The 25,356-nt window shown below is 57.5% G+C and carries 28 protein-coding genes; 17 read left to right on the plus strand and 11 right to left on the minus strand.

Annotation, left to right across the window (positions count from 1 at the left end; genetic code table 11):
* The first annotated feature begins 164 nt into the window (after positions 1-164).
* Positions 165-728, plus strand: coding sequence for a hypoxanthine phosphoribosyltransferase (gene hpt / locus YBN1229_RS07320; protein WP_046477715.1), 564 nt, complete (start codon positions 165-167; stop codon positions 726-728).
* A 64-nt stretch (positions 729-792) separates the two neighbouring features.
* Positions 793-1,152 carry a response regulator transcription factor gene (locus YBN1229_RS07325; RefSeq protein WP_046477717.1) on the plus strand — a complete coding sequence of 120 codons (360 nt, stop codon included), beginning with the start codon at positions 793-795 and terminating at the stop codon, positions 1,150-1,152.
* A 46-nt stretch (positions 1,153-1,198) separates the two neighbouring features.
* Here YBN1229_RS07325 and moaA read toward each other — a convergent pair whose 3' ends face one another.
* Positions 1,199-2,242 (minus strand): GTP 3',8-cyclase MoaA, encoded by a 1,044-nt coding sequence (moaA, locus tag YBN1229_RS07330; protein WP_046477718.1) that lies wholly within the window; start codon positions 2,240-2,242, stop codon positions 1,199-1,201.
* Positions 2,243-2,791: 549 nt separating this feature from the next.
* On the opposite strand from moaA, the gene YBN1229_RS07335 reads away from it, so the two are divergent.
* The 12 genes from YBN1229_RS07335 (at position 2,792) to YBN1229_RS07385 (ending at position 13,339) form a co-directional block, all read left to right on the plus strand.
* Complete coding sequence (locus YBN1229_RS07335; RefSeq protein WP_197540893.1) at positions 2,792-3,313, plus strand: TorD/DmsD family molecular chaperone; 522 nt, start codon at positions 2,792-2,794, stop codon at positions 3,311-3,313.
* Positions 3,314-3,443: 130 nt separating this feature from the next.
* A complete protein-coding gene (locus tag YBN1229_RS07340; protein ID WP_046477721.1) occupies positions 3,444-3,650 on the plus strand; it encodes a twin-arginine translocation signal domain-containing protein in 207 nt (68 codons plus the stop codon).
* A gap of 75 nt (positions 3,651-3,725) precedes the next feature.
* Positions 3,726-6,662, plus strand: coding sequence for a formate dehydrogenase subunit alpha (locus YBN1229_RS07345; protein ID WP_046477723.1), 2,937 nt, complete (start codon positions 3,726-3,728; stop codon positions 6,660-6,662).
* A gap of 3 nt (positions 6,663-6,665) precedes the next feature.
* On the plus strand, positions 6,666-7,259 hold the full coding sequence (gene fdh3B, locus YBN1229_RS07350; RefSeq protein ID WP_046477725.1) for a formate dehydrogenase FDH3 subunit beta: 594 nt from the start codon (positions 6,666-6,668) through the stop codon (positions 7,257-7,259).
* 243 nt (positions 7,260-7,502) lie between these two features.
* Positions 7,503-7,697: a hypothetical protein gene (locus YBN1229_RS07355; protein WP_046477728.1), complete on the plus strand. Its 195-nt coding sequence runs from the start codon at positions 7,503-7,505 to the stop codon at positions 7,695-7,697.
* A 108-nt stretch (positions 7,698-7,805) separates the two neighbouring features.
* Positions 7,806-8,963 carry a formate dehydrogenase subunit gamma gene (locus YBN1229_RS07360; protein WP_046477730.1) on the plus strand — a complete coding sequence of 386 codons (1,158 nt, stop codon included), beginning with the start codon at positions 7,806-7,808 and terminating at the stop codon, positions 8,961-8,963.
* Positions 8,964-8,969: 6 nt separating this feature from the next.
* On the plus strand, positions 8,970-10,535 hold the full coding sequence (locus YBN1229_RS07365; RefSeq protein ID WP_052743770.1) for a c-type cytochrome: 1,566 nt from the start codon (positions 8,970-8,972) through the stop codon (positions 10,533-10,535).
* The gene (locus YBN1229_RS19255; RefSeq protein WP_280136728.1) at positions 10,532-10,654 is read left to right on the plus strand and encodes a hypothetical protein; all 123 of its coding nucleotides are present in this window, start codon (positions 10,532-10,534) and stop codon (positions 10,652-10,654) included. Before YBN1229_RS07365 ends, YBN1229_RS19255 begins: the two co-directional genes overlap by 4 nt.
* Before the next feature lie 196 nt (positions 10,655-10,850).
* Positions 10,851-11,042, plus strand: a complete 192-nt coding sequence (locus YBN1229_RS07370) for a DUF6494 family protein (protein ID WP_046477733.1) — start codon at positions 10,851-10,853, stop codon at positions 11,040-11,042.
* Between the two features lie 44 nt (positions 11,043-11,086).
* Positions 11,087-11,839, plus strand: coding sequence for a biotin/lipoate--protein ligase family protein (locus YBN1229_RS07375; protein WP_046477735.1), 753 nt, complete (start codon positions 11,087-11,089; stop codon positions 11,837-11,839).
* A complete protein-coding gene (locus YBN1229_RS07380) occupies positions 11,836-12,333 on the plus strand; it encodes a DUF6505 family protein (protein WP_046477737.1) in 498 nt (165 codons plus the stop codon). The genes YBN1229_RS07375 and YBN1229_RS07380 overlap by 4 nt, the downstream gene beginning before the upstream one ends.
* Complete coding sequence (locus YBN1229_RS07385; protein WP_046477739.1) at positions 12,323-13,339, plus strand: DUF6352 family protein; 1,017 nt, start codon at positions 12,323-12,325, stop codon at positions 13,337-13,339. Before YBN1229_RS07380 ends, YBN1229_RS07385 begins: the two co-directional genes overlap by 11 nt.
* A 155-nt stretch (positions 13,340-13,494) precedes the next feature.
* Here YBN1229_RS07385 and YBN1229_RS19260 read toward each other — a convergent pair whose 3' ends face one another.
* Positions 13,495-13,617, minus strand: coding sequence for a hypothetical protein (locus YBN1229_RS19260; protein ID WP_280136729.1), 123 nt, complete (start codon positions 13,615-13,617; stop codon positions 13,495-13,497).
* A gap of 136 nt (positions 13,618-13,753) precedes the next feature.
* Positions 13,754-15,808: a 4Fe-4S dicluster domain-containing protein gene (locus tag YBN1229_RS07390; protein ID WP_046477741.1), complete on the minus strand. Its 2,055-nt coding sequence runs from the start codon at positions 15,806-15,808 to the stop codon at positions 13,754-13,756.
* 134 nt (positions 15,809-15,942) lie between these two features.
* Between YBN1229_RS07390 and YBN1229_RS07395 the strand changes: the two genes are divergently transcribed.
* Entirely contained in the window at positions 15,943-16,530 is a 588-nt protein-coding gene (locus YBN1229_RS07395) for a DUF3305 domain-containing protein (protein WP_052743771.1), read from the plus strand.
* Positions 16,527-17,234 (plus strand): DUF3306 domain-containing protein, encoded by a 708-nt coding sequence (locus tag YBN1229_RS07400; protein WP_052743772.1) that lies wholly within the window; start codon positions 16,527-16,529, stop codon positions 17,232-17,234. The genes YBN1229_RS07395 and YBN1229_RS07400 overlap by 4 nt, the downstream gene beginning before the upstream one ends.
* A gap of 26 nt (positions 17,235-17,260) precedes the next feature.
* On the opposite strand, the gene YBN1229_RS07405 is transcribed toward YBN1229_RS07400, so the two are convergent.
* The 8 genes from YBN1229_RS07405 to YBN1229_RS07440 all read right to left on the minus strand — a co-directional run bounded on the left by YBN1229_RS07405 (position 17,261) and on the right by YBN1229_RS07440 (position 24,139).
* Entirely contained in the window at positions 17,261-17,569 is a 309-nt protein-coding gene (locus YBN1229_RS07405) for a DUF3144 domain-containing protein (protein WP_052743773.1), read from the minus strand.
* A 37-nt stretch (positions 17,570-17,606) separates the two neighbouring features.
* Positions 17,607-18,488: a hypothetical protein gene (locus YBN1229_RS07410; RefSeq protein WP_046477743.1), complete on the minus strand. Its 882-nt coding sequence runs from the start codon at positions 18,486-18,488 to the stop codon at positions 17,607-17,609.
* Positions 18,485-19,060, minus strand: coding sequence for a molybdopterin-guanine dinucleotide biosynthesis protein B (gene mobB / locus YBN1229_RS07415; protein WP_046477744.1), 576 nt, complete (start codon positions 19,058-19,060; stop codon positions 18,485-18,487). Before mobB ends, YBN1229_RS07410 begins: the two co-directional genes overlap by 4 nt.
* A 35-nt stretch (positions 19,061-19,095) precedes the next feature.
* Positions 19,096-19,764, minus strand: a complete 669-nt coding sequence (gene mobA / locus YBN1229_RS07420; RefSeq protein WP_244465035.1) for a molybdenum cofactor guanylyltransferase MobA — start codon at positions 19,762-19,764, stop codon at positions 19,096-19,098.
* On the minus strand, positions 19,761-21,233 hold the full coding sequence (locus tag YBN1229_RS07425; protein ID WP_052743774.1) for a hypothetical protein: 1,473 nt from the start codon (positions 21,231-21,233) through the stop codon (positions 19,761-19,763). The genes mobA and YBN1229_RS07425 overlap by 4 nt, the downstream gene beginning before the upstream one ends.
* 182 nt (positions 21,234-21,415) lie before the next feature.
* A complete protein-coding gene (locus YBN1229_RS07430) occupies positions 21,416-22,303 on the minus strand; it encodes an SDR family oxidoreductase (protein WP_046477746.1) in 888 nt (295 codons plus the stop codon).
* Entirely contained in the window at positions 22,300-23,451 is a 1,152-nt protein-coding gene (queG, locus tag YBN1229_RS07435; protein ID WP_076605387.1) for a tRNA epoxyqueuosine(34) reductase QueG, read from the minus strand. Before queG ends, YBN1229_RS07430 begins: the two co-directional genes overlap by 4 nt.
* Positions 23,444-24,139: a glutathione S-transferase family protein gene (locus tag YBN1229_RS07440; protein WP_046477749.1), complete on the minus strand. Its 696-nt coding sequence runs from the start codon at positions 24,137-24,139 to the stop codon at positions 23,444-23,446. The genes queG and YBN1229_RS07440 overlap by 8 nt, the downstream gene beginning before the upstream one ends.
* Positions 24,140-24,532: 393 nt before the next feature.
* Between YBN1229_RS07440 and YBN1229_RS07445 the strand changes: the two genes are divergently transcribed.
* A complete protein-coding gene (locus tag YBN1229_RS07445; protein ID WP_046477750.1) occupies positions 24,533-25,330 on the plus strand; it encodes an undecaprenyl-diphosphate phosphatase in 798 nt (265 codons plus the stop codon).
* Positions 25,331-25,356: the final 26 nt, after the last annotated feature.

Here is a 25,356-nt window from a genome sequence, read left to right on the forward strand (position 1 = left end):
AGGAATGTGGCCACCTCGTGTACGCAAGTGTTAATGTGGGCCCCCATTGTGTACGCAATTGCGTGACTATCATATTCCGTCGATACCTAGAGACTGGATAGAAGCGAACCGCAGGTCTGTGCAACAGCCCAGACCACAGTTTCTGAAGACAAGGCAACGAGAAAATGAGCCAACCCACGTCCGCGACCAAAAACCAGACGGCCACCAATCTCGAGGTTGTCTTCACCTCTGACCAAATTGCAACCCGCCTTCAGTCGCTTGCGGTGGAAATTGCCGCGCGCAAGCTTGAAAATCTAATCGTCGTCGCGGTTTTGAAAGGCAGTTTCGTTTTTGCGGCTGACCTGATCCGCGCTTTGAACGCCGTCGGCATTGAGCCGGAAGTCGATTTCATAACCCTGTCGAGCTATCGCAAGAGCAAGGTTTCATCGGGCACCGTTGACATCCTGCGTGACGTAGAATTGGACGTTCGCGGACGCAATGTTCTGATTGTCGACGACGTCCTGGATTCCGGTCGCACGCTGGCGTTCGCGAAAGACCTGATGAGTGCGCGCGCCGCGCGCAATATTCTGACCTGTGTTCTGTTGGAAAAGCTCATTCCCAGGGCGGTGCAACTCGAGGTCGATTTTCGCGCTTTCCAGTGTCCCAACGAATTTGTCGTCGGCTACGGTATGGATCTAGCGCATCGCTACCGTGAACTTCCCTATGTCGCCAGGATGGCAGGTGGATGAAGCTGGCGCGCGCCCTGGTGCCCTATCCCATATGGTAAATATTAGCGTCCTGAGGTGTCCGAAGATGCAGATCCTGTTGGCCGACGACGACACCGCGACGCTAAATTTTTTAAAGCACGCGCTTCAGGGTGATGGCCACGATGTATCGGTAGCTGAGGATGGCAACGTAGCGCTCGAACAACTTACAGCGCCCGGTGCGACCTTCGCATTGCTGATCGCGGATGTTGATATGCCTGGCTTGGACGGGATCACATTATGCCAGCGTGCTGCTACTTTCGCAGCCGATATGCCGATCCTCTTGATGTCGGCGCATCACGCAGAATTGGAACGCGTTAACGGATTGAGCAACGCACGTTACGAGTTTTTACTCAAACCGTTTGCGCTTGAGGATATGCGTGCTGCCGTCCAGCGGCTCTTAAGCTGATAGATTGAGCCGCGCAAAGCCAAACCCGCTCCCGGCCCATCCATTTCTAGCCGCCGGTCACGCTCATATGACGTGATACGGCTGGGCGTTTTGTGCGCCGGTCGATAATGAAATCATGCCCCTTCGGTTTGCGCGCGATGGCTTCGTCGATAGCTGCGCTGAGGACGTCATTGTCATCGCTGGCCCGTAGCGGCGCGCGAAGATCTGCCGCGTCGTCCTGTCCTAAGCACATATAGAGCGTGCCCGTGCAGGTCAGACGTACGCGGTTGCAGCTTTCGCAAAAATTGTGCGTCATCGGAGTGATAAAACCGAGCCGCCCACCGGTTTCCTCGACAGCCACGTAGCGAGCCGGGCCGCCAGTCTTGTAGGGGATGTCATGCATCGTCCAGCGGTCCATGAGCTGAGCGCGTACGAGTGAAAGCGGCAAGTATTGGTCCGTGCGATCGCCTTCGATATCGCCCATTGGCATCGTTTCGATGAGCGTGAGGTCGGCACCACGGCCATGCGCGAACCGCATCAGATCGTCGATCTCTTCGTCGTTGACGCCTTTCAGGGCGACCGCATTGATCTTGATCTTGATCCCGGCGCGTTCCGCGGCGGTGATACCTTTCAAGACCGTTTCTAAGTCCCCCCAGCGGGTGATGGCCTTGAACTTGTCCGGGCTCAGCGTATCGAGTGAAACGTTGATCCGGCGCACGCCGCAGTCATAAAGCTCAGTCGCGAATTTAGCGAGCTGGCTACCGTTGGTTGTCAGGGTCAATTCTTCGAGGTCGCCTGCGTCCAGATGGCGTGACAAAGCTCGAAACAACCACATGATGTTCTTACGGACCAAGGGTTCGCCACCTGTGATCCGAAGCTTGCGGACACCCTTCGATACAAATGCGGAGCACAGCCGGTCGAGTTCTTCGAGCGTCAGCAAATCCTTCTTCGGCAAAAACGTCATATGCTCCGACATGCAATAGACACATCGGAAGTCGCAACGGTCTGTAACCGAGACGCGCAAGTAGGAGACGTGACGACCGAAGGGGTCGATCATCGGCGCAGTTTTTTCAAGCGCGGGCACATGCTGATTGTGACTTTCGGCAGCCATCTTGAGATATTTCTTTCCCTACTTGCCGATCCGGCGCATGATTTTGATCCTAGATTGAACGCATCCAGCGAGCACGATCGGCGATCCAATTGGCCGTTTGCTATATGGTCAGCGCAGAATGTCAGAAGCAGGGTCTGCGCACCGTTTAGGCGACCGTACCTCAGCCTATCGGTGCACGCCGCAAGTGCAAGCCTCAGCATGAATGCGCTGCAGCAATGTGAAAATGCAAATTTGCGCGTTCAATTGATAAATTTACCAGACCTTAGAATACGACGTAAAAAACAGCAAACAGAGCATAATTTATGCATGCTGTGATGCGAGATAGCTTTGAAAAATCAGTGCTTTGGTTCCTGGCATACCAATGAATCTGCCTTGCAGATCGGCATATTTCGTCGCAGTCTGAAGCGGAATTGTTCACACACCTAATGCAGGCGCAAGGGAGGGGTCGCGTTGGTCGCGAAACCGCTGCCCAGGGATAGGCAACAAGATTTCGCACACAGATCCGAGGAGGACCTGCGAGCCGATCTGTACCGGCTCATATGTGCATACTTGACGCAAACAGTCAAGAAATCAGAACTTCAGCACGCAGCACAACTGACTGGCGACGAGAGCCCATTAGGTCAGGCAATATCAAAGTTTGCTAAGGCGGCTGCTGCGACGGATGAAGTCGCTGCCGATGACGACTTCCACGACTTGTTTATCGGTCTTGGTCGCGGCGTACTGGTTCCATTCGCCTCCTACTATTTGACCGGCTTTCTACATGAAAAGCCACTTGCCAGACTGCGTCTGGATATGGCTGCGCTCGGCATCGAGCGCGATCCGTCGGTCAAGGAGCCGGAGGACCATATCGCGAGTGTCCTCGAAATTATGGCAGGTCTCGTCGACGGATCGCTCGTAGGTCCAGTCGACTTGGAGCGCCAGCGGAAATTCTTCGAAACTCATGTGGCGTCTTGGGCACCATATTTCTTCAAGGATCTCTCTGAGACAGATCAGTCTTCGTTCTATGCCGCCCTGGGCCGCATAGGCGTCGAGTTTATGGAGATTGAAAAACGCGCGTTTGAGTACGTCTAACGCGCTTTTTCCTAAGGCCGAAGCTGACCAGTGTCTCTGCAGCTTCAACCCTGATGCCTCTGGGCGTCGAGAGGCACGCAATGCACGAAGGAGGCCCGGTTGTCGGACCGGGCAAAAGGAGGAGCGGACGATGCAAAATGACAAGAAGGCCGCGGCAGCCGACCGGCGTAGTTTTCTTAAACTTGCCGGCGCGAGCGTGGTCGGTGGTGGCGCGGCAGCAGTGGCTGCGGCAAGTCCAGCACTGGCAGCTGAGGTCGAGGCTGAACCAAAGCCCGGCCAGACCTACCGTGAGAGCGAACACGTAAAGCGCTACTACGAACTCGCAAAATTCATGTGATGAATTGAGCTCGGGAGCACGCGTCGCGCGAACCCTATCGCGAACGCGCGGGCTTCCGCTCATGGGAGAAGAGATATGCTCAGGAAAAAGGTTTCCGGTGTAACGCCTCGCCAAGGTATTACGGCGGTGCTGCGTGATGCCGTTCCCGGTGGCGCGATCGACCGTCGGTCCTTCCTCCGCAATTCTGGACTTGCCGTTGGGGGCGTTGCGGCCGCGACTTCGTTTGTCGGAGGGCGCGTTCAGCGCGCGCACGCGGCTGCTCCAAAAGCAGCCGGCAAACTTGAAACGCGTAAATCTGTTTGCACCCACTGCTCGGTGGGCTGCACGGTAATTGCTGAAGTCTCAAATGGTGTTTGGATCGGGCAGGAGCCCGGTTGGGACAGCCCGTTCAACCTCGGCTCGCACTGCGCCAAAGGCGCGTCGATACGTGAGCATGCTCACGGCGAACGACGCTTGAAGTATCCAATGAAGTTGGAAGGCGGAAAGTGGAAGCGGATCACATGGGATCAGGCGATCGACGAGATCGGTGATCAGATGATGAAGATCCGTGAAGAGTCGGGTCCAGATTCTGTCTACTGGCTGGGTTCCGCGAAACATTCTAACGAGCAAGCTTACTTGATGCGCAAGTTCGCGGCCTATTGGGGCACGAACAACGTCGACCACCAGGCGCGCATCTGCCACTCGACCACGGTCGCAGGTGTTGCCAACACCTGGGGCTATGGCGCGATGACCAACTCCTACAACGATATGTTGAATTCGAAGGCGATGTTCTTCATCGGCAGTAACGCCGCCGAAGCGCATCCCGTCGCGATGCAGCACATCTTGAAGGCCAAGGAACAGAACAATGCGCCGTTAATCGTCTGCGACCCGCGCTTTACCCGCACCGCGGCACACGCAACGGAATATGTACGTTTCCGCCCAGGGACCGACGTCGCTCTGATCTGGGGTATCCTGTATCATATCTTCGAAAATGGCTGGGAAGATAAGGAGTACATCCGCAAACGCGTCTGGGGCATGGATTCCGTTCGCGAAGAAGTGAAGAAGTGGACCCCGGAAGAAACCGAAAAGGTGACCGGCGTTCCCGGCTCGCAGTTGCATCGCGTCGCGCGGACACTCGCCACAAACAAACCCGGCACGTTGGTCTGGTGTATGGGCAGTACACAACACGCGAACGGCAACGACAACACACGCGCTTACTGCGTGCTCCAGCTGGCGCTGGGCAACATCGGTGTCGAAGGCGGTGGCGCCAACATCTTCCGCGGCCACGATAACGTGCAAGGTGCAACCGACTTCGGCGTGCTGATGGACAGCTTGCCGGGCTACTACGGTCTGGCGACAGGATCCTGGAAACACTGGGCCCGAGTCTGGGATACCGATTACAACTACCTCCTCTCACGTTTCGAAAATAAGGAGATGATGGAGGCCAAGGGTATCCCCGTCAGCCGGTGGTTCGACGGTGTACTCGAAGATAAGGAGAACATCGAGCAACGCGACAAGGTCCGTGCGATGGTTTTCTGGGGTCATGCTCCCAACTCGCAAACGCGCGGGCCGGATATGAAGAAAGCGATGGAGAAGCTTGATCTCCTCGTCGTAGTTGACCCCTATCCGACGGTAACAGCAGTGATGCATGGCCGCAGCGACAACGTTTATGTCCTGCCGGCAGCCACGCAGCTTGAAACGTCGGGTTCCGTGACCGCGTCAAACCGCTCGCTGCAATGGCGCGAAAAGGTTTTTGAGCCACTCTTCGAATCCAAGGTCGATCACGAGATCATGTATCTCTTCGCCAAGAAGTTCGCATTCGACAAAGAGATGTTCAAAAACATCAAAGTCGAAAACAACGAGCCGAATGTCGAAGACACGACTCTCGAGTTCAACAAAGGCATGTGGACGATCGGCTACACGGGACAGAGCCCCGACCGCCTGAAGCTGCACATGGCCAACCAGCACACCTTCGACAAACGAACGTTGAAGGCCAATGGTGGCCCATGCGACGGCGATTACTACGGTCTGCCATGGCCATGCTGGGGCACCGCCGAGCTGAAGCATCCTGGCACGCCGGTGCTCTATGACACCTCGAAGCCGGTTGCCGAAGGTGGCCTCTGCTTCCGCGCCCGGTTCGGTGTTGCTGCGCCAGAGAAGTGGGCGAAGGGGAACCCCGACGCCGATAACTTGCTTGCAGTCGAATCCTACCCCGAAGGCTCGGAGATCAAGGATGGGTATCCGGAGATTACCTATGCCATGATCGACAAGCTCGGCTGGGCAGGTGACCTGACGGCAGAGGAAAGAGCTGCCATCGAAAAGGTGGCCGGAAGCAGCGATCCGGAAGCTATGGGCAAGGTCAACTGGAAGGTGGATATGTCCGGTGGCCTCCAGCGCGTTGCCATCAAGCACGGCTTGGCGCCGTTCGGGAACGCTAAGGCCCGCACAGTGGTTTGGACCTTCCCCGACCCTGTTCCGCTTCACCGCGAGCCACTGTATTCACCGCGGCCAGATCTTGTCGCCTCTTATCCAACGTTCACGGATCGTAAGCTGCATCGCCTACCGGTCCTGTTTGAGACCATCCAGAAGAAGGCGATGGAGGAAAAGCTCTACGACAGCTATCCGATCGTCCTCACCTCAGGGCGCCTCGTCGAGTACGAGGGCGGCGGCGACGAGACCCGTTCGAACCCGTGGTTGGCCGAGCTCCAGCAAAACATGTTCGTCGAAATCAATCCCAAGGATGCCAACAATCTCGGCATCAAGGACGGCGAGACTGTTTGGGTGGAGGGCCCTGAAAAGGGCAAGGTCAAGGTTATGGCTTTGGTCACCGAAAGGGTCGGGTCTGGCGTCGCCTTCATGCCCTTCCACTTCGGTGGTCACTTCCAGGGTGAAGACCTCAGGTCGAAGTATCCTCCGGGTGCAGATCCCTACGTATTGGGTGAAGCCAGCAATACAGCGCAAACCTACGGCTATGACGCCGTCACGCAGATGCAGGAATCAAAGACCACGCTCTGCAAGATCTGGAGGGCCTGATCCATGGCACGTATGAAGTTTCTCTGCGACGCCGAACGCTGCATTGAGTGCAACGCTTGCGTCACCGCCTGTAAAAACGAGCATGAGGTGCCGTGGGGCGTAAACCGTCGGCGTGTCGTCACAATCAACGACGGCAAACCGGGTGAGCGGTCGATTTCGGTCGCGTGCATGCACTGCTCTGATGCACCGTGCATGGCCGTCTGCCCCGTCGACTGCTTCTACCAGACCGACGAAGGCGTCGTTCTGCATAACAAGGACCTGTGCATCGGCTGCGGCTATTGCTTCTACGCGTGCCCGTTCGGTGCGCCCCAATATCCTCAGGCGTCTAACTTCGGATCACGCGGCAAGATGGACAAGTGCACGTTCTGCGCAGGTGGGCCGGAGAAGGCGAATTCGGACATCGAGTTCAAGAAGTACGGCCGCAACCGTCTCGCCGAAGGCAAGCTGCCGCTCTGCGCAGAGATGTGTTCGACCAAAGCGCTGCTCGCAGGTGATGGCGATATCGTCTCCGATATTTATCGCGAACGTGTCGTGGCCCGCGGGTTCGGTTCCGGCGCCTGGGGTTGGGGTAAGGCTTATCCTGGTCCTCAAGGATAGGTCGTGCCCATCCGACAGCATCGAAGTAACGATCGGGGCGGCATAAGCCGCCCCGTTTCGTGCCCGAAACCAGAAACATTACGGGATCATACTTTTTGATCTGGCCGCCCGCGCACACAACTATGGAAATTCCTGAACGCTTGCGCGATCATGAAGCAGAGCGATCTATGGAAAGCCCAATATCGCTCGCAGCCGATCGGTATGACCCATCATGAACGACATTGAGCGTGGGGGAATTCGGCAATGAAGTCGGCGACGTATTTGGCACCATTTATTGCGGCAGGGCTCGCGCTGTCGCTAACTGCGTGCCGCGAGGCGGAGCAGAACCGCCCCCTCATGCACACGCCTGGCGTTTATGCCGGCAAGAAGGATGAGAAGCTGAGCAAGCAGCAGGTCGAAGAACTGCGGGCACGTGCTCAGAACCTACGGGGAAATTGAGGGGTGTGAAGGAGCGCAGGCCAACAGCCGGCTGCGAGAACAAGAATAATTCAGCGGCTGCGCAGCTTGGTCTGAGGAATAGGTGGAGAAGGCTCTAGGGAGACAGCCATGGCTGAGTTGAAAAATAACGGGGAGCGTGGGGCTGAGCGTTGGGCATTGTGGAATGCGCTGATCGCTCTGCTGGCACTATTCATCGTGGCCGCGCAACCGGCTTTTGCCCAATCCTCCTCGGGCAATCCCAACGTGCGCCCGCCGGCCGGAGCAGTAAACGGTGGCGCCACAGCTCCTATGGTCGTTCCTGAAAAAGGTGGAAGCTACGACATCGAGCTTTGGACGAAACTACGCCAGGGCGTTCAGGGTCAGGTCTCGATCATGGACAAGAAGGCCGGCGTGCTGGTCGATTCCTCTGGCGAAACTTGGCGTGCCGTACGTAATGGCCCGTTGCCCACTTATGGTGCCTACGCGATGGCCGGAATCCTGGGCCTTCTGGCGCTGTTTTTCCTCATCCGTGGCCGTATCCGTATCGAACATGGCAAGTCGGGTGCCACGATCGAGCGCTTCAACTATCTCGAGCGTACAGGCCATTGGCTTCTAGCGACGTCATTTATCATTCTGGCGTTGACCGGCCTGAACGTGCTGTACGGGCGCTACGTACTGATCCCTGTCATGGGTAAAGAAGCGTTCGCAAGCATGTCGATCGTCGCCAAGTGGCTGCACAACTATGTCGCCTTCGCCTTCATGGCCGGCCTCCTAATCACGTTCGTCCTCTGGTTGCGCCATAACTTCCCAAGCAAGGAAGACTTCATTTGGCTGGCCAAGGGCGGCGGTATGTTCTCGCGCGGCGTGCATCCACCGGCCCGCAAGTTCAATGCAGGTCAGAAAATTCTCTTCTGGCTCATCATGTTGAGCGGCATATCAATTACACTTTCGGGCCTCTCGTTGATGTTCCCGTTCGACATGCCGATGTTCTCAAAGACGTTTGCGGCTTTGAACATGATCGGCTTCGATTTGCCGACGCAGTTGACCGCTAATGAGGAGCAGCAATTGGCCTCGTTGTGGCACGCGATCATGGCGCTGTTCCTGATCTGCGTGATCTTCGCCCACATCTATATCGGAACGCTTGGCATGGAGGGTGCGTTCGATGCCATGGGAACCGGACAGGTGGATACAAATTGGGCCAAGGAACACCACAGCGTTTGGGCGGAAGAGGAACTGGCAGCCGGAAAAGCGCACCGTCCGTCAGGTCAGCCAGTACCCGCCGAGTAGCCGGCTATGAGGCACAATAGCCTGCAAGCGCGCGTCCTGCGCAGCAAACGGCTGGCCATTTGGTCGGCCGTTTGGATGCTGGTGGCGCTGGGAACGTTGGCAGGACCGGCCGTCGCAACGGGCGGGGCCGCCGACTCTCCCGCGACAGGTACATCCTCCGCGAAGGCTATGCAGGCTCCGGCTCCAAAAGGGTTGCCAGATGCATCGGAACGCCGATCCGCGCATGGCAATCTGGTCGGACATGGCGGTCCCGTCAAAGCCATAAGCGTCGACCGAGCGCATGAACGCGTCCTGACGGGTAGCTTCGACTACGCGATGATGCTGTGGGATGTCTCCGGCGAGAAGGTTGACGAGGGACGGCGGTTCGACGAACACGACGGTGCCGTCAATGCCGTTGCCTTCGTAGGAGAAGAGGGCAAAAAGGCGCTCGCTGCGGGCGACGACGGTGTGCTCGTCCTGTGGGACCTTGAAAACGGTAAGGCGTTGCATCGCTTTTCCGGTCACAAGGGAAAAATCGTGGGGCTTGCAGTCTCGCCGGGTGGCCGCTGGGCGGCGACGGCGAGTTGGGACCATACGGCCCGGCTTTGGGATCTGGAGCGGCTCGTGCCCGGCCCCGTGCTCGAGGGGCATCGCGGGCCAGTCAACGATGTCGAATTCTCCGCGAACGGCGCAGACGTCTATACGGCTGGCTATGATGGCGAGATCCGCCTTTTCAAGGTCACGGACGGCGCGTACCAGCGTCCCATCTACAGGCTGGGCTGGGGGATCAATGTTCTCGCGCGTCTTCCCGGCACTGAGAATCTGGCCTTTGGCGGTCTGAACGGCACCGCTGGCGTCGTATCGGCGCGCACAGGGGAAGTCGTTGCAGAATTAAAGAGCTCCGAACGCCCGATCCTGTCTCTTGCTGCGACAGACAAGCCCGGCCTTTTGGCGACGGGGGGCGCTGACGGCACTGTCCGGGTCTATCGCTCAGCGGATTTTACGTTGATCGAGGAATATCAAAATCCCTACGGTCCAATCTGGGCCATGGATTTCGCGTCCGATGGAAAGAGAATATATCTGGGCGGTCTGGATGATTTTGTGACGGCTTGGCAGATCACGCCGCGTCAACCCTTCGAGCCCATCGACAGTCCCTATCCGCGGCGGTTTCAGTTGAGCGAAGCCAGCGACGATCCTCTTGCCCGCGGCCGTATTCAATTCGCGCGGAAATGCAGCGTCTGCCACACGCTGAAACCTGATGGCAAAAATCGCGCTGGTCCAACGCTCTACGGCATATTTGGGAGAAAGATCGCAGCGCTCCCGGGATACCCGTACTCGGAGCCCTTGAAGGACCTCGACATCATCTGGACCGAGGAAACCGTCTCCAAGCTTTTTGAACTCGGACCGGATGTCTTCACGCCGGGCTCAAAAATGCCGCTGCAGAAGATGACCGACCCTGAACAGCGCGATGATCTAATTTCATATCTTAAAGAAGCGACCCGCCCCGGCGGATCGGATAAGCTTGACGAGAAAAATAGCGATCCGAAGAAGCCGAGTGCGCCAGCAAACGAATTGGGAGTAGACAAGCCATGAAGGCATTTCTTTCGAGCCTCGTTATCCTTGCGGTCATTACAGCTGCGGCCGCAGTGACGTTGAATTACACACGCGTCTCCTCATCGGATGCCTACGCGGATCGCAACGTTCGTTTGTGAGGCTGATTATCTTGGAGGTGCGCGGACCGGACAAATGCCTGACCCCGCGTATCGTCACTGCGCAGCAGGCCATCGAGATGATGTCAAAGACATCATACGCGAGAAAGCCCGTCGTTCCCGCGTGCCGATAAGGCGCAGTGTCTCAATCATGCAAATGAGAGACAAGTCCCGATCTCTACGTATAAGAGGATGTGAAATGGACGAAGAAAAGTTCAACCTATCGATGCGCAAGTTCCTCAAGCAGGTTGGCGTAACGTCACAACACGAGATCGAAGCGCTCGTTCGCGAGCGCGGATTGACAAGTGGCAAGTTGAAGGTTCGTGTTGTTTTGACTTCGGAGAATACCGATCTCAATCACGTTGTTGAGGGTGAGATCGATCTAGGCTGATCGATGGCCTTATCCGGAGCACGTCCCACCGCGCGAGAAGAGACATGCATTTGCCGGATCCAGAATTTCCCCCGATCTTGACGGGCCATGCCATCAAGGCACCGGCCGAAGCATTCGAGACAGCCTGCCGTCGCGCCGCTAGTGGCGAGCTTGGCGCGGCGGACATCGTTTGGGCGAGAAGTACGCAACGGGCCGAAATGGCTTTAATTTTGGAGCCAGAGGTTTCGCGCCGTGTGGCATTACAGATCAAGCCGCTGTTTTTTTCGGCCATTGCAGACAGCCTCGGCACACTGATGCCGCCGAAGACTGCAGTCCACCTGCGCTGGCCCAATAGCATCCTGCTCAACGGTGCATTTGTCGGACAAGTGAAATTCGCGCTCGCGCAATCTGGTCCGGATGATGTTCCCGATTGGCTGGTCGTCGGCGCGAGCATTCAGGTCGCAAGCCCACACATAGACCGTGAACCAGGAGAAGCAGAGCAACTGACATCAGTCTTTGATGAAGGGGGCGGGGATGTCGATCGTACCCAGATTCTGCGTTCCTTGAGTGCGCATATGCTTTCGTGGTTGCAGGTTTGGCAGGATGACGGTTTCAAAGCTGTCGCGGGTCCGTTCATCGGCCGCGTCGAGGGCTATGAACACGAAGCCGCTTTTAGTATTGGCGGCCGGCTGGTTCGCGGGCGCGCATTAGGTATGTCAGATGAGATGCAATTGCTTGTTCGGCTCGCTGACGGCAAGACAATAGCGCTTGAAAGCGAAGCGGGCGCACCGGCAGCTGGGATGGATTTAACAGGATGAGCGGCCACAAACTGCTGCGTACCATCAACTTCGACATGAGTGATGCGCACGTGTTCGAAAAAGCCGCCGAACCAGACGAATGGGCGATCTCGGGAGCGTTTGAGTTCGCTGATCTCGACAAAAGTGCGATTGCCGGGAAGCTTCGCCAGGCTTTCGCGAATGGCTTCCTCGGTCTGACAAGTTTTGGCCGTTCCACATTCGCGGTCGTAGCCCAGGCGCAAAGCTCGGACTATGATGAAGCTGAGTATCGGCTCGCGCAGCATTTCGTTACCCGATACGGTGCGCCCGACATCGAAGCGGCGCTTCCAGCGGCACGCGGAGAACTGTTTTTCATAACCGACCTCGTACAGGATGCGCCGATAAACACGGTATTCACTGTGCGTCGCGTTCTGGATGCCGACGGAGCCATAAAAGAAGAGTTCCGCACCATTCGCCCGCCGACGGACAAACCTTTGCACGCCCGTGTCTGGAAAGTTGAGCCTGATGAAACGTGATTTTTGGAAATCAGCCGGAATGCACCTGCTGAACGTAGGTGAAGAAGGCTGGTTGGAAGTCACACCAGATTTCATTCGGGCCTATCTGACGCGCCCCGAGATTCATCCGATTGATGAAAGCTGCGCCGAGGAGGTCAAGCTCCACGACGAGCTTATGGAAGATCCCTTCCTGGTCGTTTCCGATGCGCGTCTTGCGACTCTCGCCGATCGTGATGCAGCGGAGAACTATGCTGTCGTTCTCGCTTATCGTGACCTGCTGAAGAGTGCGCGCACGATCGAGGGGGCTTACCTCGCGTTGATGCGCCATCCCACGCCGGTCGTCCCGCCCGTCTTCGTCGATCAGATGGTGCATCTCATTCTGCGCAATATCTTGAAGGATGTGCGTGATCCGATCCGACTGCGTGCTGCGGAGATTTTTTTCCGCGAACAATCAGTCTCGACTGACGATGGCCGTTTAATGCTGGCCGATGAAGAGATCGTCGACATGCATGCGCGCACTGGCACGGACACGGGTCTCGGGCAGCTTTTGGCTGAAACGGGCACTCAGATGAAGAGTGTCACGCTCGACGTTCTGAGCGAGGACAATAAGGACATCTACTGGGGCCGATCCGACCGTTTCGATACCGTCGTCGATTTTCGCTTTGAACAGCCAGCGTTGGATGCGTTCGCCCGTGTGATCGAAGGGTGGTTGAACCACCTTGTCCGTATCGAAGTCACAGTCGAACCGCGTCCGCGTATCGAGGATAGCGATTGGCGTTGGCATATCGGCCTAGACCGCGAGGCTACGGAGATTCTCAATGCGCTCTATGAGGGAAATGCGCCTCCGGCCGACAGTATGACACGCCTGATCGGTTTGTTCCGGATGAAAATACCGGACGAGCGCTTGGTTATCGAGCGCGTGAAGGGGCGACCCATTTATCTGGCATTGGCTCAGACCGCTCAAGATCGGGTCAAGATGAAGCCGCAGAATCTGATCACGAATTTACCCCTTCTCACCTCCGTCTGATCTTCGACGTAAGAAATCTCTGATCAAGGGATCGGGGAGAGGTCCCAGTTGGTGCTGCTCACTGAGACCTCTACCCGTTGGACGCCGGCTCGGGGGGGGGGGAGGGGGAGAGAAGGCCGACGTCGTTTCTCATGTTTCCTGTGTTGGGCTTCGCCTCACCATGCATTGCCGACGAGCCGCGTTTGCGGCAGGTTGTTTCCGCGCTCCGGATCGATTGCGGCAATAACGCCAGCGATCAGCAGCAACCCAGCAGACAAGATAAGCAGTTTGGAAGCCATCTGACTTGTCTCCGAGGCGATTTCTCATCTTGCCTTAAATGCACACGTCAAGCGCCAATGGAAAGGCCCTCTCACGGCCTGTTGAGCGGACGTGAGAGGGCGTGCAATTGAGCCGTATCTGATGAGGCCCGCGGGGCTAATTAAGGAAGTCTTCTGGCGCTTTGCCGGTCCGTGCCGCCTCAGCCTCGGCTGATAGATAATCGTCCGTTGTGCGAACTCGTGGCCGTTCACCTCCGGCAAACGGATCATTCCCGGAGTTGGCGAGGGTTTCGATGCGGCACGTATCGCACATCTGGATGAGGTCAAGTTGCCCAGCATCGCGGAACATCGAGTGCCCTTTCAAGCGCTCGACAACCCGCTCAACAGAAGAACGGGCGCCGAAGGGGGTTCCGCAGCGAATGCAATTGAACGGTTCCTCGAATTTGACCACCGTCGGGGTTAGGGCTTGCGGCGAGAAGTCATAACGCGGCTCGAGTGAAATGACCTTTTCCGGGCATGTGGCAACGCAGACGCCGCATTGCACGCACGCAGCTTCGGTGAAGCTGAGTTCCGGACGTTCCGGATTATCACCGAGGGCATTGGCGGGGCATGCACCCACGCACGACAGACAGAGCGTACAGCCGCTAACATCCACCACGATGCGGCCATATGGAGCGCCTTCTGGAAGCGCCACGAGCTGGGTTGGTGTCGGTGCCCTTTCGTGAAGCTTGGTGAGCGCGATGCGGGCGACTTCGCGTTTGCTACCGAGTGCCGAGAAAGCATTCCGCGTCATCGCGGTAAGCTCGGTCTGGTCATGCAAGCTATTCTCGAGCGAGTCGGGATCATGCTCGTCGATCATAACGATACGGTCGCCCTCGTAGCCGAGTGCCGAAACAATCGTGCGAGCCAGCTGGCACTGCGCACGGAGTGTTTCCAATTCCTCTGGATGCTCAGGTGAACAAAGAATGGCGACCTGATCGGCGCCGAGCGCCAACGCAGCCGCAATCGTATCGTGTCCGATCATGAGTGTGGAATTGACACGAACCGGTATTACATTGGCCGGCAAGCCACGACCGAAGCGGGCTATGGCGCCAATCAATTCAGTCCCGTGTTTCTCATCATGAAACATGATCCTGGGATGCGTTCCCCCGGCGCCGATATAGGTGTCGAGAATGATCCCAAGGCGGTTCACGAGATCACCGCGCCGTGGAACCGCGTAGCTCGCGGCACCGGTCGGACACGCAGCCGCACAGTTGCCACAGCCGCCACATACGGCTGGATCGATCAAAACGCTGTCACCGTTCGGAGAAATTGCTCCCAGTGGGCAGACGTCCAAGCAATTGGAGCAGCCGACCTTGCCGGAGCGGGCATGCGCACAGATACTGGCGTCGTACGCAATGTAGCGCGGCTTTTCAAATTCGCCGACCAGATCCGAAATTTCAAACATCGCGCGTGCGACAGCACCTGGGTTGTTCGGATCTGCACTGATGTAGCCGTCGCGGCGTCCGTGACCTGTAAAGAGTGGGTGCCCTCCGGATATGTCTAGGATCAGATCACACTTTGCGGAAGCTCCGTCTCGCGGCATCGCAAACTCAAGCGAGCCACGCGAAGACGGCAGCACCGGCGCATAACCATCGACGACCACTTCAAAACGGCCCAACGCACCTCGTGCCGCCCGGATCTTGCCCTTGTAAATCGGTTGGGCAACGACGTTCGGTGGTATCGCATCATCAGCATCGCTCAAGAGAACGGTAACCGATAGCCGGCCTTCGAGACTGGCAGCCGTATCAAGTGCCGCCTGTCCGGAACCGTAAACGAGGCACATACCCTTGGATTCAAGGGTGAGCGTTGTCGCCGGCTCTGGTTCGTAGCTGGCATCGGCAAGTAGCGCTGCCATTTTCGGCATGACAGAACTTTTTGCTTCCGACCACCCAGCCGTTTCCCGAATATTTATAAATCGCAATTCCGCTTCGGATTCATGTTCGGATGCGATTTCGAGAAAAAGGGGTGCTTCCTGCGTGCATGCAACATGGAGGGGGGCCCCACTGGCGAGACCGGATTCGAATGCGGAAATTCCGGAGCGGCACAGTTCCTGGTGAACCACTATTTTATCCGAGAACCCCAAAGCCTTGCTCAAGCCTGCCGCATCGATGTCCATCGAGCGCTGGCAGTTGCAGACCAGCAGCTTGGAATCGTTGGTTTTTTGCGTCATATGGGGGCACCGCCGTATGTTATGTGGCAAGGAGCAGCAATTATGACCTTAACTGCTGTAAAGTGCACTTGCGGAAGGTTCAATTGGCAATATACAATTTCTTTTGTCTAGGAGCGTAGGGAGCTGTCGAATAAATGAGCCTTGCGGTCTCCATTCCCCTAGGGGTTGTGATCGCGCGAGAGCGCATTTCGCATCCATGGCAGGAATATCGTTGGCGCCCGATCAGCGTATTTCTCGACGCGCCGTCAATTGACGATTGGCGCGAGCTTCGTCGTACGGATGATGTGGTGCATTACCACGCTGCGACCCTTCCACTTGAATTACATCGGAAGGAAACGACCGCCTACTGCGTAAACCTGGCCAACGGCGAACCGTCTGTGTACGTGGTGACGCGGGAAGATCCAGAATCCGGAAGCGAACACCCGCTGGACGTTCACTTGGTCACGGCCTCGCCTTTCGAGGCGCAACCGCATGCGAGCATGGGGCTCGATTCCGTAGACTGCGTGGCGATGCCGGAGCGGTTGGTCTTCATCATCCGGGATTTCATTGATAAGCACCACGTTGAAGAGACGTTCAAGAAACGTCGACGTGAGCCGCACCTTGAGCCGGAAAAGCATCTCTTTGGACAAGAGCCGATATTCGCTTTGAGCGAGCGGCGTGCCATGATGGGCAAGGTGAATGGTGCAAAGGGTGCCAAGCAAGGAAAGACGGAAAACGAATGAGCCAGGAACGGATCGAGGGCTTTCTCGGACGCTGGTCACGATTAAAGCAGGCGGACAGGACCGGCGAAGCTCAGGTAGATGCTGATATCTCTGAGGCCGAGGCCGGACGTAAATCCCCTGCTTCCGAAATTGACCAGCAGACTTCAGCTGCCCCCTCAGAGGGTGAGGTCCGCGGGGAAGCAGAGGCACAAAAGCCGGAAGTCCGGGACTTCTCGAAATTCGATTTCGACTCGCTCGGCTACGATTCCGACTACGAGCAATTCATGGAAGCCGACGTCCCGGATGACGTTCGCAATACCGCGCTTCGCAAATTGTGGGTCTCCAACCCTGTCCTCGCGAATATGGATGGTCTTGATGACTACTGCGAGGACTATACTGATGCCGCCGTTTGTCTGCCAAAGGGGATGATGAAGACGGCTTATCGGTTTGGCCGAGGGTTCCTCTCGGACGAAGAGGTGGCGGAGTGGGAGGCGTTGGGCAAGCCTGTCGAAGAGACGGAAGTTACGGCGGTTGATCCCGAGGCTAAGCAAGGGGCAGAGGAAGCAGTCGCCTCAAAAACCTCCCAGGACGACTGGTCTGATACAGCGGCCACATCAGGGGCGGCTTGCGCAGCGGCGTTGAAGGCGGAAGAAGCGGAAGCTGAGGCCGCTGACGAGACTGCGGACACCGAAAGCACCGCGTTACCTCCGTCGCAAAAATCGTAATCGTGCCTACGCGGTACGAAGGAAGGTCACTCTGGCTTTGCTGCGAGGTTTGGATCGGCCAGATTCTGCCGTAGCATTTCGGCGTACTGCTTCACCATGGTCTGGACAAATTCCTCATGGTTCTCGACTTCGAGGACCGTATTAGCGACGAAGGCGTTATAACGCGCGGCTGCATAGAGGAACGCATTGTGCAGGTCAGTAGCCTTGACGCGCGCATTTTCACGGTTGGCGAGATCGATGAACTTGTCGGCGACCTTGAGAAAAGCGGCGCTGTCGAGATGACCGGCTTTACGTGCAGCGCGACGCTCTTTGCGATTCATATTGTCTTCGTCCATCACGCTTCCTCCGCGGCTGGCCATCTATACGGCTTTCTTACGGTGATGGCTTGGGCTCGTTGTTTTGTTCGCAAACGGTATCGTACACGTTCTTCGGGCCGTTATCTCCAACCGATGATGCGAACTCCTGGAGGGCCGCCTTCGCAGCGGCGACCTGAGTAAATTCGCGACCGCGAAGCACACAGGTCGTATAGCCGCCAAGAAGCGCAGCCGCCTGCAATCCGTCTGACGGTACGACAACGGGTTGGTCGTTGACCTGCGTTTCGCGCGTCTTGACCCAGACATCGGCCGGGGCCGCGCCTTCCGCCGTATCATTTTCTGCGGAACTGGGCGTCAGCGGAGCCACGGTCAGGATATTCTCTAGATTGAGCCCAACGGGATAAGCCTGGCCGCCGAGCGCTTCATCCGGCATCCCGGCGGGGACAAAGAACAGCACATTTTTCGCCGCAGCGCTGGCTGCTCCACCGAAGCGATCCCATCCATCCTGTTTCTGCGGAAATGTCCCGACAACGGCAACGGTTGCCGGCGTGCGCGCGATGAACATTACGGCCTTCGCCAGAGAGTCTGGCTCGTTTCGCGTTACGCGCACAACGATGAGGCGCGCCTTATCATCGGTCGCTAGGATCAGCTTCGCGAGTCGGGTCCCATCGTCGGTACGGTCGGAGGGAGCTGCAAAGGGTTTGAGATCGTTGTCGACGAAGTCCCACGCGATGGGTTCGCCCTCGCCATCGCGTGCCAAACGTGAAGCGATCGCAGGATCGGTATAATCGACGCCGGTAGAGATTAGCGCAATTGCAGGTCCTCCGGGATCAAGCGCTGCGGGCGCTGCAGGATTCTGAGCCAGCGCCGATCCGCAGGCAAATGTAACAACCGAGAAGATGGAAGCGGCGAGAGATCTCAGAGAAATATGCCCGTTCATTCAGGGTCCTGCATCTGCGCTCCGGCGGAGCTTTCGCTGTTGGCCTGCCTCGGCAGTGGGCCGAGTATCCGTTCAATCAAGTCGGCAATCGCTTCGATATCGTCGAGATCAAAGACGGGCAACCCCTTGCCATCGATCGCATGATCGGTAGCGATCCCGATAACGAGCGGATCATCGTCGGCGAGGGGCTTCGTTGTCAGGGATTTGACACGCCGCGCTTCGATCTTTGCGATAGGAGCTGATTTGTAGCCTTCGACAATGATGAGGTCGGCTGGCTCCAGAGCCGCGATGATTTCCTCGAAGTTGGGCTCCGGCGCGCCGCGGAGTTCTGTCACCATGGCCCAGCGTCGCCCAGAAACAACGGCAACTTGCGAGGCACCGGCACGACGGTGACGCGCCGAATCCGTTTCTCCATTGTCGACATCGAATGCGTGATGCGCGTGTTTAACTGTCGCCAGCTTTAGACCGCGCTTCACGAATTCCTCGACGAGACGAACGGTCAAGGTTGTCTTCCCCGACTTCTTCCAGCCGACAATTCCGATGATCGGTGTTCCGTTTGGTGCGCGCAGCATGGCGTGGTGGTCATCTTGAATTCGCACGATGCGTCTCAGAGCTCACCCAAAATCAAGCGGGCTTCGTCTAGTTCATCGGGCGTGTTGGCGTTGAAGAATGGATCGATTTCGCGTTCTCCAATGCGGAAATATGCAAAATCTACAATGACCGTACCATGTTGATCCGTCCAGTGCAGCACCTTGCGGACGCCGTCCCGGAGCGACTGTTCGAGATCATCAGCCAGTGCAACCGGCCAGAGACCAATGACGGGGTGCAGGTTTCCACCTGAGGCGGCTAGAGCAATGGCGGCATCAGGATCATCTCGCAGTTTCGCTGCGAGCTGGGTAACCAAGTCGGCGGGTATGAGTGGCGCATCGGTCGAAGCGGTGACGATGTATCCGTCGCCACCGACGTTGGCCGCAGCCCAACGCATCCCCGCGAGGACGCCGGCCAAAGGCCCGACATGTCCTTCGATTGTGTCGGCGAATACGGGAAGGTTAAAGGCGTCGAAACGGCCGGGATCGCCGTTGGCGTTAATGACGACGCGGTCAACCTGACCCTCAAGACGCGCCAGGACGTGGGCGAGCATCGGCTTGCCCGCCAACTCCAGCAAACCCTTGTCACCGCCCCCCATGCGTCGGGACTGGCCGCCAGCAAGCAGCACGCCCGTCACTGATTGTGTAATACCAGCGTATTTTACCGCGCTTTGCGCAGGTTCGTTCAATCCAAACCCTCCAACCCAGATTCGAGCGCCATTTCCAGCGCGGCCGGCCCGGCTCGCTTGGCGACGCTCTCGGGTACGATCCACGCGCGCCAGTCGGTGGTGCCGACCGTATGCCCGCAGACTAGTTCGCCTCGGATCAGATCGCACGTTTTGTCGGCTCGGATCAATTGGGTTTCCCGACGATCGTGACGCAGGACCCGCAGATCGACTGGTTGCAGGATCGCCTCAGCAGTTTCCAAATCAATATCCCGGAAAATGCACGATGGTGAAGAACGGCACGAAACGCCCCGTTTGACGAGCGCCACGGTCGGGCCAAAGGCGGCATGCCGAGAGAGCTTTTCGGCGGGCAAATCCGATCCACGGCTCAAGAAACAATGCTCATGCAAGCAGAGCATTGGATCAGCCGTTTTGCTGAGACGTCGCCAGCCTCTTTTGCCAACATCCATGATCAGCAAGATGGTGACATGCTGCTCGGCGCGCGCGGTTGGCTTAGACGGTTTGGTTTCCATTCTGATTGCGGCAGGTGTCACCGTCACCGGCTTGGCCCTGGCCGGTACCGACTGAACGGTAGGCCCGCCGAGAGCGCTGTACTTGTGTCGCGCCTCTCGAAGCCGCTCTGCTAACTCTTGCGCCTCGCGGTCGCTGCTATGATTGGCGTGGATTGGCTCGCGTGCGGCCAGTTCAGCTTCTGCCTCTTTTGCTGTTGCCTCGGCTGCCCATCGCGCAGCTTCGCGGATCCGACGGTCCGCTTCCGCCTGTGTGGCGCGCTTCGTTTCACGGGTAGCTTTCTCCAGAGCGACGCGGGCAACTTCGTCAGCCTTGGCTTTCGCCTCAGTCTCCGCACGCGCTTTGGCTTGGGCGACTTCCTTTGCGCGGTGCGCAGCCTCGACTTCTGCGGCGCGCTTCTGTTCACGCGCAGCTTTCTCCAGAGCGACGCGGGCAACTTCGTCAGCCTTGGCTTTCGCCTCAGCCTCCGCACGCGCTTTGGCTTGGGCGATTTCCTTTGCGCGGCGCGCAGCCTCGACTTCTGCGGCGCGCTTCTGTTCACGCGCGGCTTTCTCCTGAGCGACACGGGCGACTTCGTCAGCCTTGGCCTTAGCCTGTGCTTCCGCGCGTGCTTTGGCCTGAGCGCCTTCTTCAGCTGCCGCCCGCCGGGTCGCTTCCGATTCTTCGCGCGCCCGCTCTAGTAACTCCTGCTCGTACAGGCGGCGGCTTTCAGTCTCTTCTGCTTGGCGTTGGGCGTTCGCGCGCGCACGGGCCTCATCAGCTTTCTTTTTGAGTTCCGCCATCGTGCGCTGAAGCTCTTTTTGTTTCGCGTGCTCCTCATTGGATGCGGTGTCTTCTGCGAACTTGTTGGCGATGGTGTGTGCTGCATCCTCGGCCTGTACCGGGAACCCGAATGTCAGAGCAGCACTCACACATGCGGCCAGCGCCGCTCCATTGAAAATTCGCTCAGCAATAAACGACATCGTTTTAAAACCAATCCTGCATGTCCGGCATCTCTCACCCAGCAAGCCTGACAGCCTCCTGAACTCCGACGCAATAATTCCGGAGCTCAACACCTCGGCCATGGCCTAGCCTGGATGACGGTGAAAATAGGCCTCGATTTCGGCATTATCACGTTCTCTGATTGAACGGCGCCTGAACAAGTTCACTTGTATCGGCGCGCAGCAAGAACGGCTTCGAGACCTGTCCGATAATTGGGGTAGGAGAGATGGATACCCAGATCATTCTTGACCCGGCCGTTGCGCACGCGTTTGCGCTCGTCATAGAAACTCCGCGCCATTGGCGAAAGCTCTGCGTCTTCAAAGGGAACTTCCGGTGGCGGTTGTACGCCCAGCAATTCTGCAGCGTAGGCGACGACGTCTTGTGGTGGCCCCGGTTCGTCATCGGCGACGTTGTAGACGACGTGACTGCCAGCGCCAGTCATTCCGGCTTTAACAATTGTGGCGATATCACCGACATGGATCCGGTTGAAGACCTGATCCTTCTTGATGATACGCCGGGCCTTGCCTGCCTCAATCTGGTCGATTGCACTGCGACCGGGACCGTAGATCCCGGCGAGTCGGAAAATCTGCAAACGCCAGGGTTTGGCGCGTGCGAACTTTTCCCAGGCATGTTCGGCTTCGACCCGCAGTTTTGATCTACGCGACAACGGTGCCGGGGGCGTCGTTTCATCGACCCAATCACCGTCATGATTGCCATAGACGCCGATGGTCGAGAGATACCCGATCCATTCGAGATGTTTGAACCGCGCGATGTCCTCAGCGTGATGATGGAGGATGCCGTCCCCGGTCTCACCGGGCGGAATTGAAATGAGGAGATGCGTGACGTCGCTAAATGCACCTGCTGGCTCTGCGCGCAGAACGTCCCCACCCCGCTCAGCATCGAAGATCTCACCGTGCCAGCCGCGTGCTATCAGTGCGGCCACCTTTTCGGCACTTCGCGCCGTCCCGCTGATCTTCCAGCCTTCGCGCGCCATCTCGTGGGCAAGCGTGCTGGCCGAAAAACCCATGCCAAGACAGACGAGGTGTTTCATGCGGATTGTGCCTCCCACTCGTTTCGGACATCAGGATCAGCTTCTCGCGGCAAATACGCTTTGCGTAGATCGGCAAAGTGATCGGGATCTGCAAGCTGAGACAAAGCCCAGACGGCCATCGCACGCACGAGTTCTGATTCGTCTTTTAAGCGTTCCTCGACAAGCGGGATCATCGTCCGGTCTTGGGAATTGCCGGCTGCGATAAGGGCGTTGCGCACGATCCGGTCACGCCCCGTCCGTTTTACAGGCGTGCCCGCAAACCTCTCGCGAAATGCGCGGTCATCAATCGCGATCAATTCCGCAATGGGTGGATTGTCTGTTTCAACGCGCGCGGCGAACTTTGCCTCCCGTGCCGCCGAGGCGAATTTATTCCATGGGCATACCGCCAAGCAGTCGTCGCATCCGTAGACGCGGTTGCCCATCGGCTTGCGAAACTCAACTGGGATATGCGCCTTCGACTCGATGCTTAAGTAGGCAAGGCATCGCCGCGCGTCGAGTTGGTAGGGAGCTGGAAAGGCTGCTGTCGGACACACATCGAGGCAGCGTTGGCAGCGTCCGCAATTGTCGCGACCAGCCGTGTCGGGGGGGAGCTCCGCAGCTGTTAAAATCGCCCCTAGAAAAAGCCACGAGCCATGTTCGCGCGATACGAGATTGGTGTGTTTGCCTTGCCAGCCAATACCGCCAGCCGCAGCCAAAGGCTTCTCCATGAGCGGCGCAGTGTCGACAAAGACTTTCACGTCTTCCCCGCTGCGCGAGGCCAGATAGCCCGCGAGTTGTTTCAAGCGCCCCTTAAGGACATCGTGGTAGTCACGGCCCTTGGCATAAACTGAGATAAGTCCGCGGGATGTCTGGGAGAGCGCCTCCATAGGATTTGTGTCGGGCGCATAGCTCATGGCCACAGCAATGACGGAGCGTGCGTTGGGCATGAGGGCTTTGGGGTCGCGGCGACGTTCAAGCGTCGTTTCCATCCATGCCATGTCGCCGTGGTGTCCCGCCGCAACATAGGTCTCAAGTCGCGCTCCGGCGAGAGCGATAGCGTCGGGACGGCTTACGCCGAACGCGTCGAAACCAAGCTCACGTGCTCGCTTGCTAACCGCCTCCTTCAGAGCGACCGCTTCGGCAGGCGCAACGTCAGTTTGCTTAGAAATCGAGGTCTGTGTAGTGCGCGGGGGGAGCAGCGCCGGGGACGCGGTCGCTGAGGATCGCTCGAAATGCCGGTCGCGATTTGACACGCGCATACCACTCCTTGGCTTGCGGAAACTCGTCCCAAGCGACTTCACCGAGGTAGTCGACGGAGGACAAATGCGCAGCTGCGGCTATGTCGGCAAACGACAAATCTTCGCCGGCAAGCCAGCGCCGCCCGTGGGCGAGATAGCTGATATAACTTAGATGATAACGCAGATTACCGCGAATTGCCCGCACGATATCGGCGTCGGGTCCTGATGACGGGTTACCTTTAAGGCGCGCATAGACCTTCTCAAAGAGGAGCTCTTTGGTTACCTCGCGATTGAACTTCCCATGGAACCAGTCGACAAGCCGCCGGACTTCGGCGCGTTCTTCACGGTTGCCGGGAAAGAGGGGAACTTCGAGCCCATCTACAGGATGCCGCTTCAGTTCTTCTGCGATGTACTCTGAAATCGCATACGTGCCGCACAACACCGGGCCTGCATCGATTTCCAATACGGGAAGCTCGCCGGCCGGGTTTAGCTGTAACAGATCATCGCTTACATCCCACGGCTGTTCTTCCACGACCTCAACTTGGAGGCCGAGTTCCGCCAGCGTAATACGAATGGAACGGGACAACGGGCAAAGCCTGAAGTGCCAGAGCCTATGCATAGTGTTCGCCTACATCTCGCCGTGGCAGGAAATTCACAGAGCTTCTCCTCCGCGTCGGTTCGCTTCCTTCAAATTCTGGAGCCTTGATTGCATCAAGGACAAGCAGTTGGCGGTACCGCATCTCGCGAACGAATGCCAGTGTGGCCAAGGTGCGGCAGCCTAGAAAGCTTCCTGTTCATCTCTCTGCCATTTGTCTTGCAGAAGCCGCCCAGCTCGTGGTCATTGCCCTGAAGACGACGAAAGATCCCCACATTCTTCCCTGCTGGAGTTCCGATCCGTACGGATGTGCTCTTAAGGGCCCGGCTCCAAGAGCATCTTTGTAAGGTGAATAGCCAGCGGATGGGCACCCCATCAGCAGAGACCTCTTCGGCGCCATAACTGGAGTTCGTGATCATGTCCACATGGCAAGTGGTCCTGCTCGGGTTGATCGAGGGGCTGACCGAATTCATTCCGGTCTCATCCACGGGACACATTCTGCTTGTCGGGCATTTCATTGGCTTTGATTCACCGGGCAAAACCTTTGAAGTGCTCATTCAACTTGGCGCAATCCTGGCCATCCTCAGCGTTTACTTCGCGCGCATTCTGCAAATTCTCTATGACTTGCCGCGCGATCGGAAAACACAGCGCTTTGTATTGGGTATCCTGATTGCTTTTCTGCCCGCCGCTGTGATCGGGGCCTCAGCGCATTCAATCATCAAAGGCGTTCTGTTTGAGAGCCCGATGCTGATCTGCGTGATGCTGATTATTGGTGGAATAATTCTTTTGTACGTCGATCGGTTGGATCTGGAGCCGCGCTATCACGACGTCATGGACTTTCCACCGTCACTGGCCTTGAAAATCGGCTTGTTCCAATGCCTGGCCATGGTCCCCGGCGTATCGCGGTCCGGAGCGACGATCGTCGGAGCTCTTTTAATGGGCACGGACAAGCGATCAGCTGCCGAATTTTCGTTCTTCCTTGCCATGCCAACGATGGCAGGCGCCTTTGCCTACGACCTCTATAAGAATTGGTCTGTCATCGACACCGCAGATGTAACGAGCATCGCAATAGGTTTCGTGACGGCGTTCATCTCGGCCGTCTTCGTTGTGCGATATCTCTTGGCTTTTGTAAGCCGCCATGGCTATGCGCTGTTTGGGTGGTGGCGGCTGATTGTGGGCGGCCTGGGCCTCGGCGCTCTTCTCGTACTCGGTTAAAAGGCTGGCCACCAAAAAGGCGACAA

Origin of the sequence: Candidatus Filomicrobium marinum (genome assembly GCF_000981545.1) — a bacterium.
Taxonomy (GTDB): domain Bacteria; phylum Pseudomonadota; class Alphaproteobacteria; order Rhizobiales; family Hyphomicrobiaceae; genus Filomicrobium; species Filomicrobium insigne.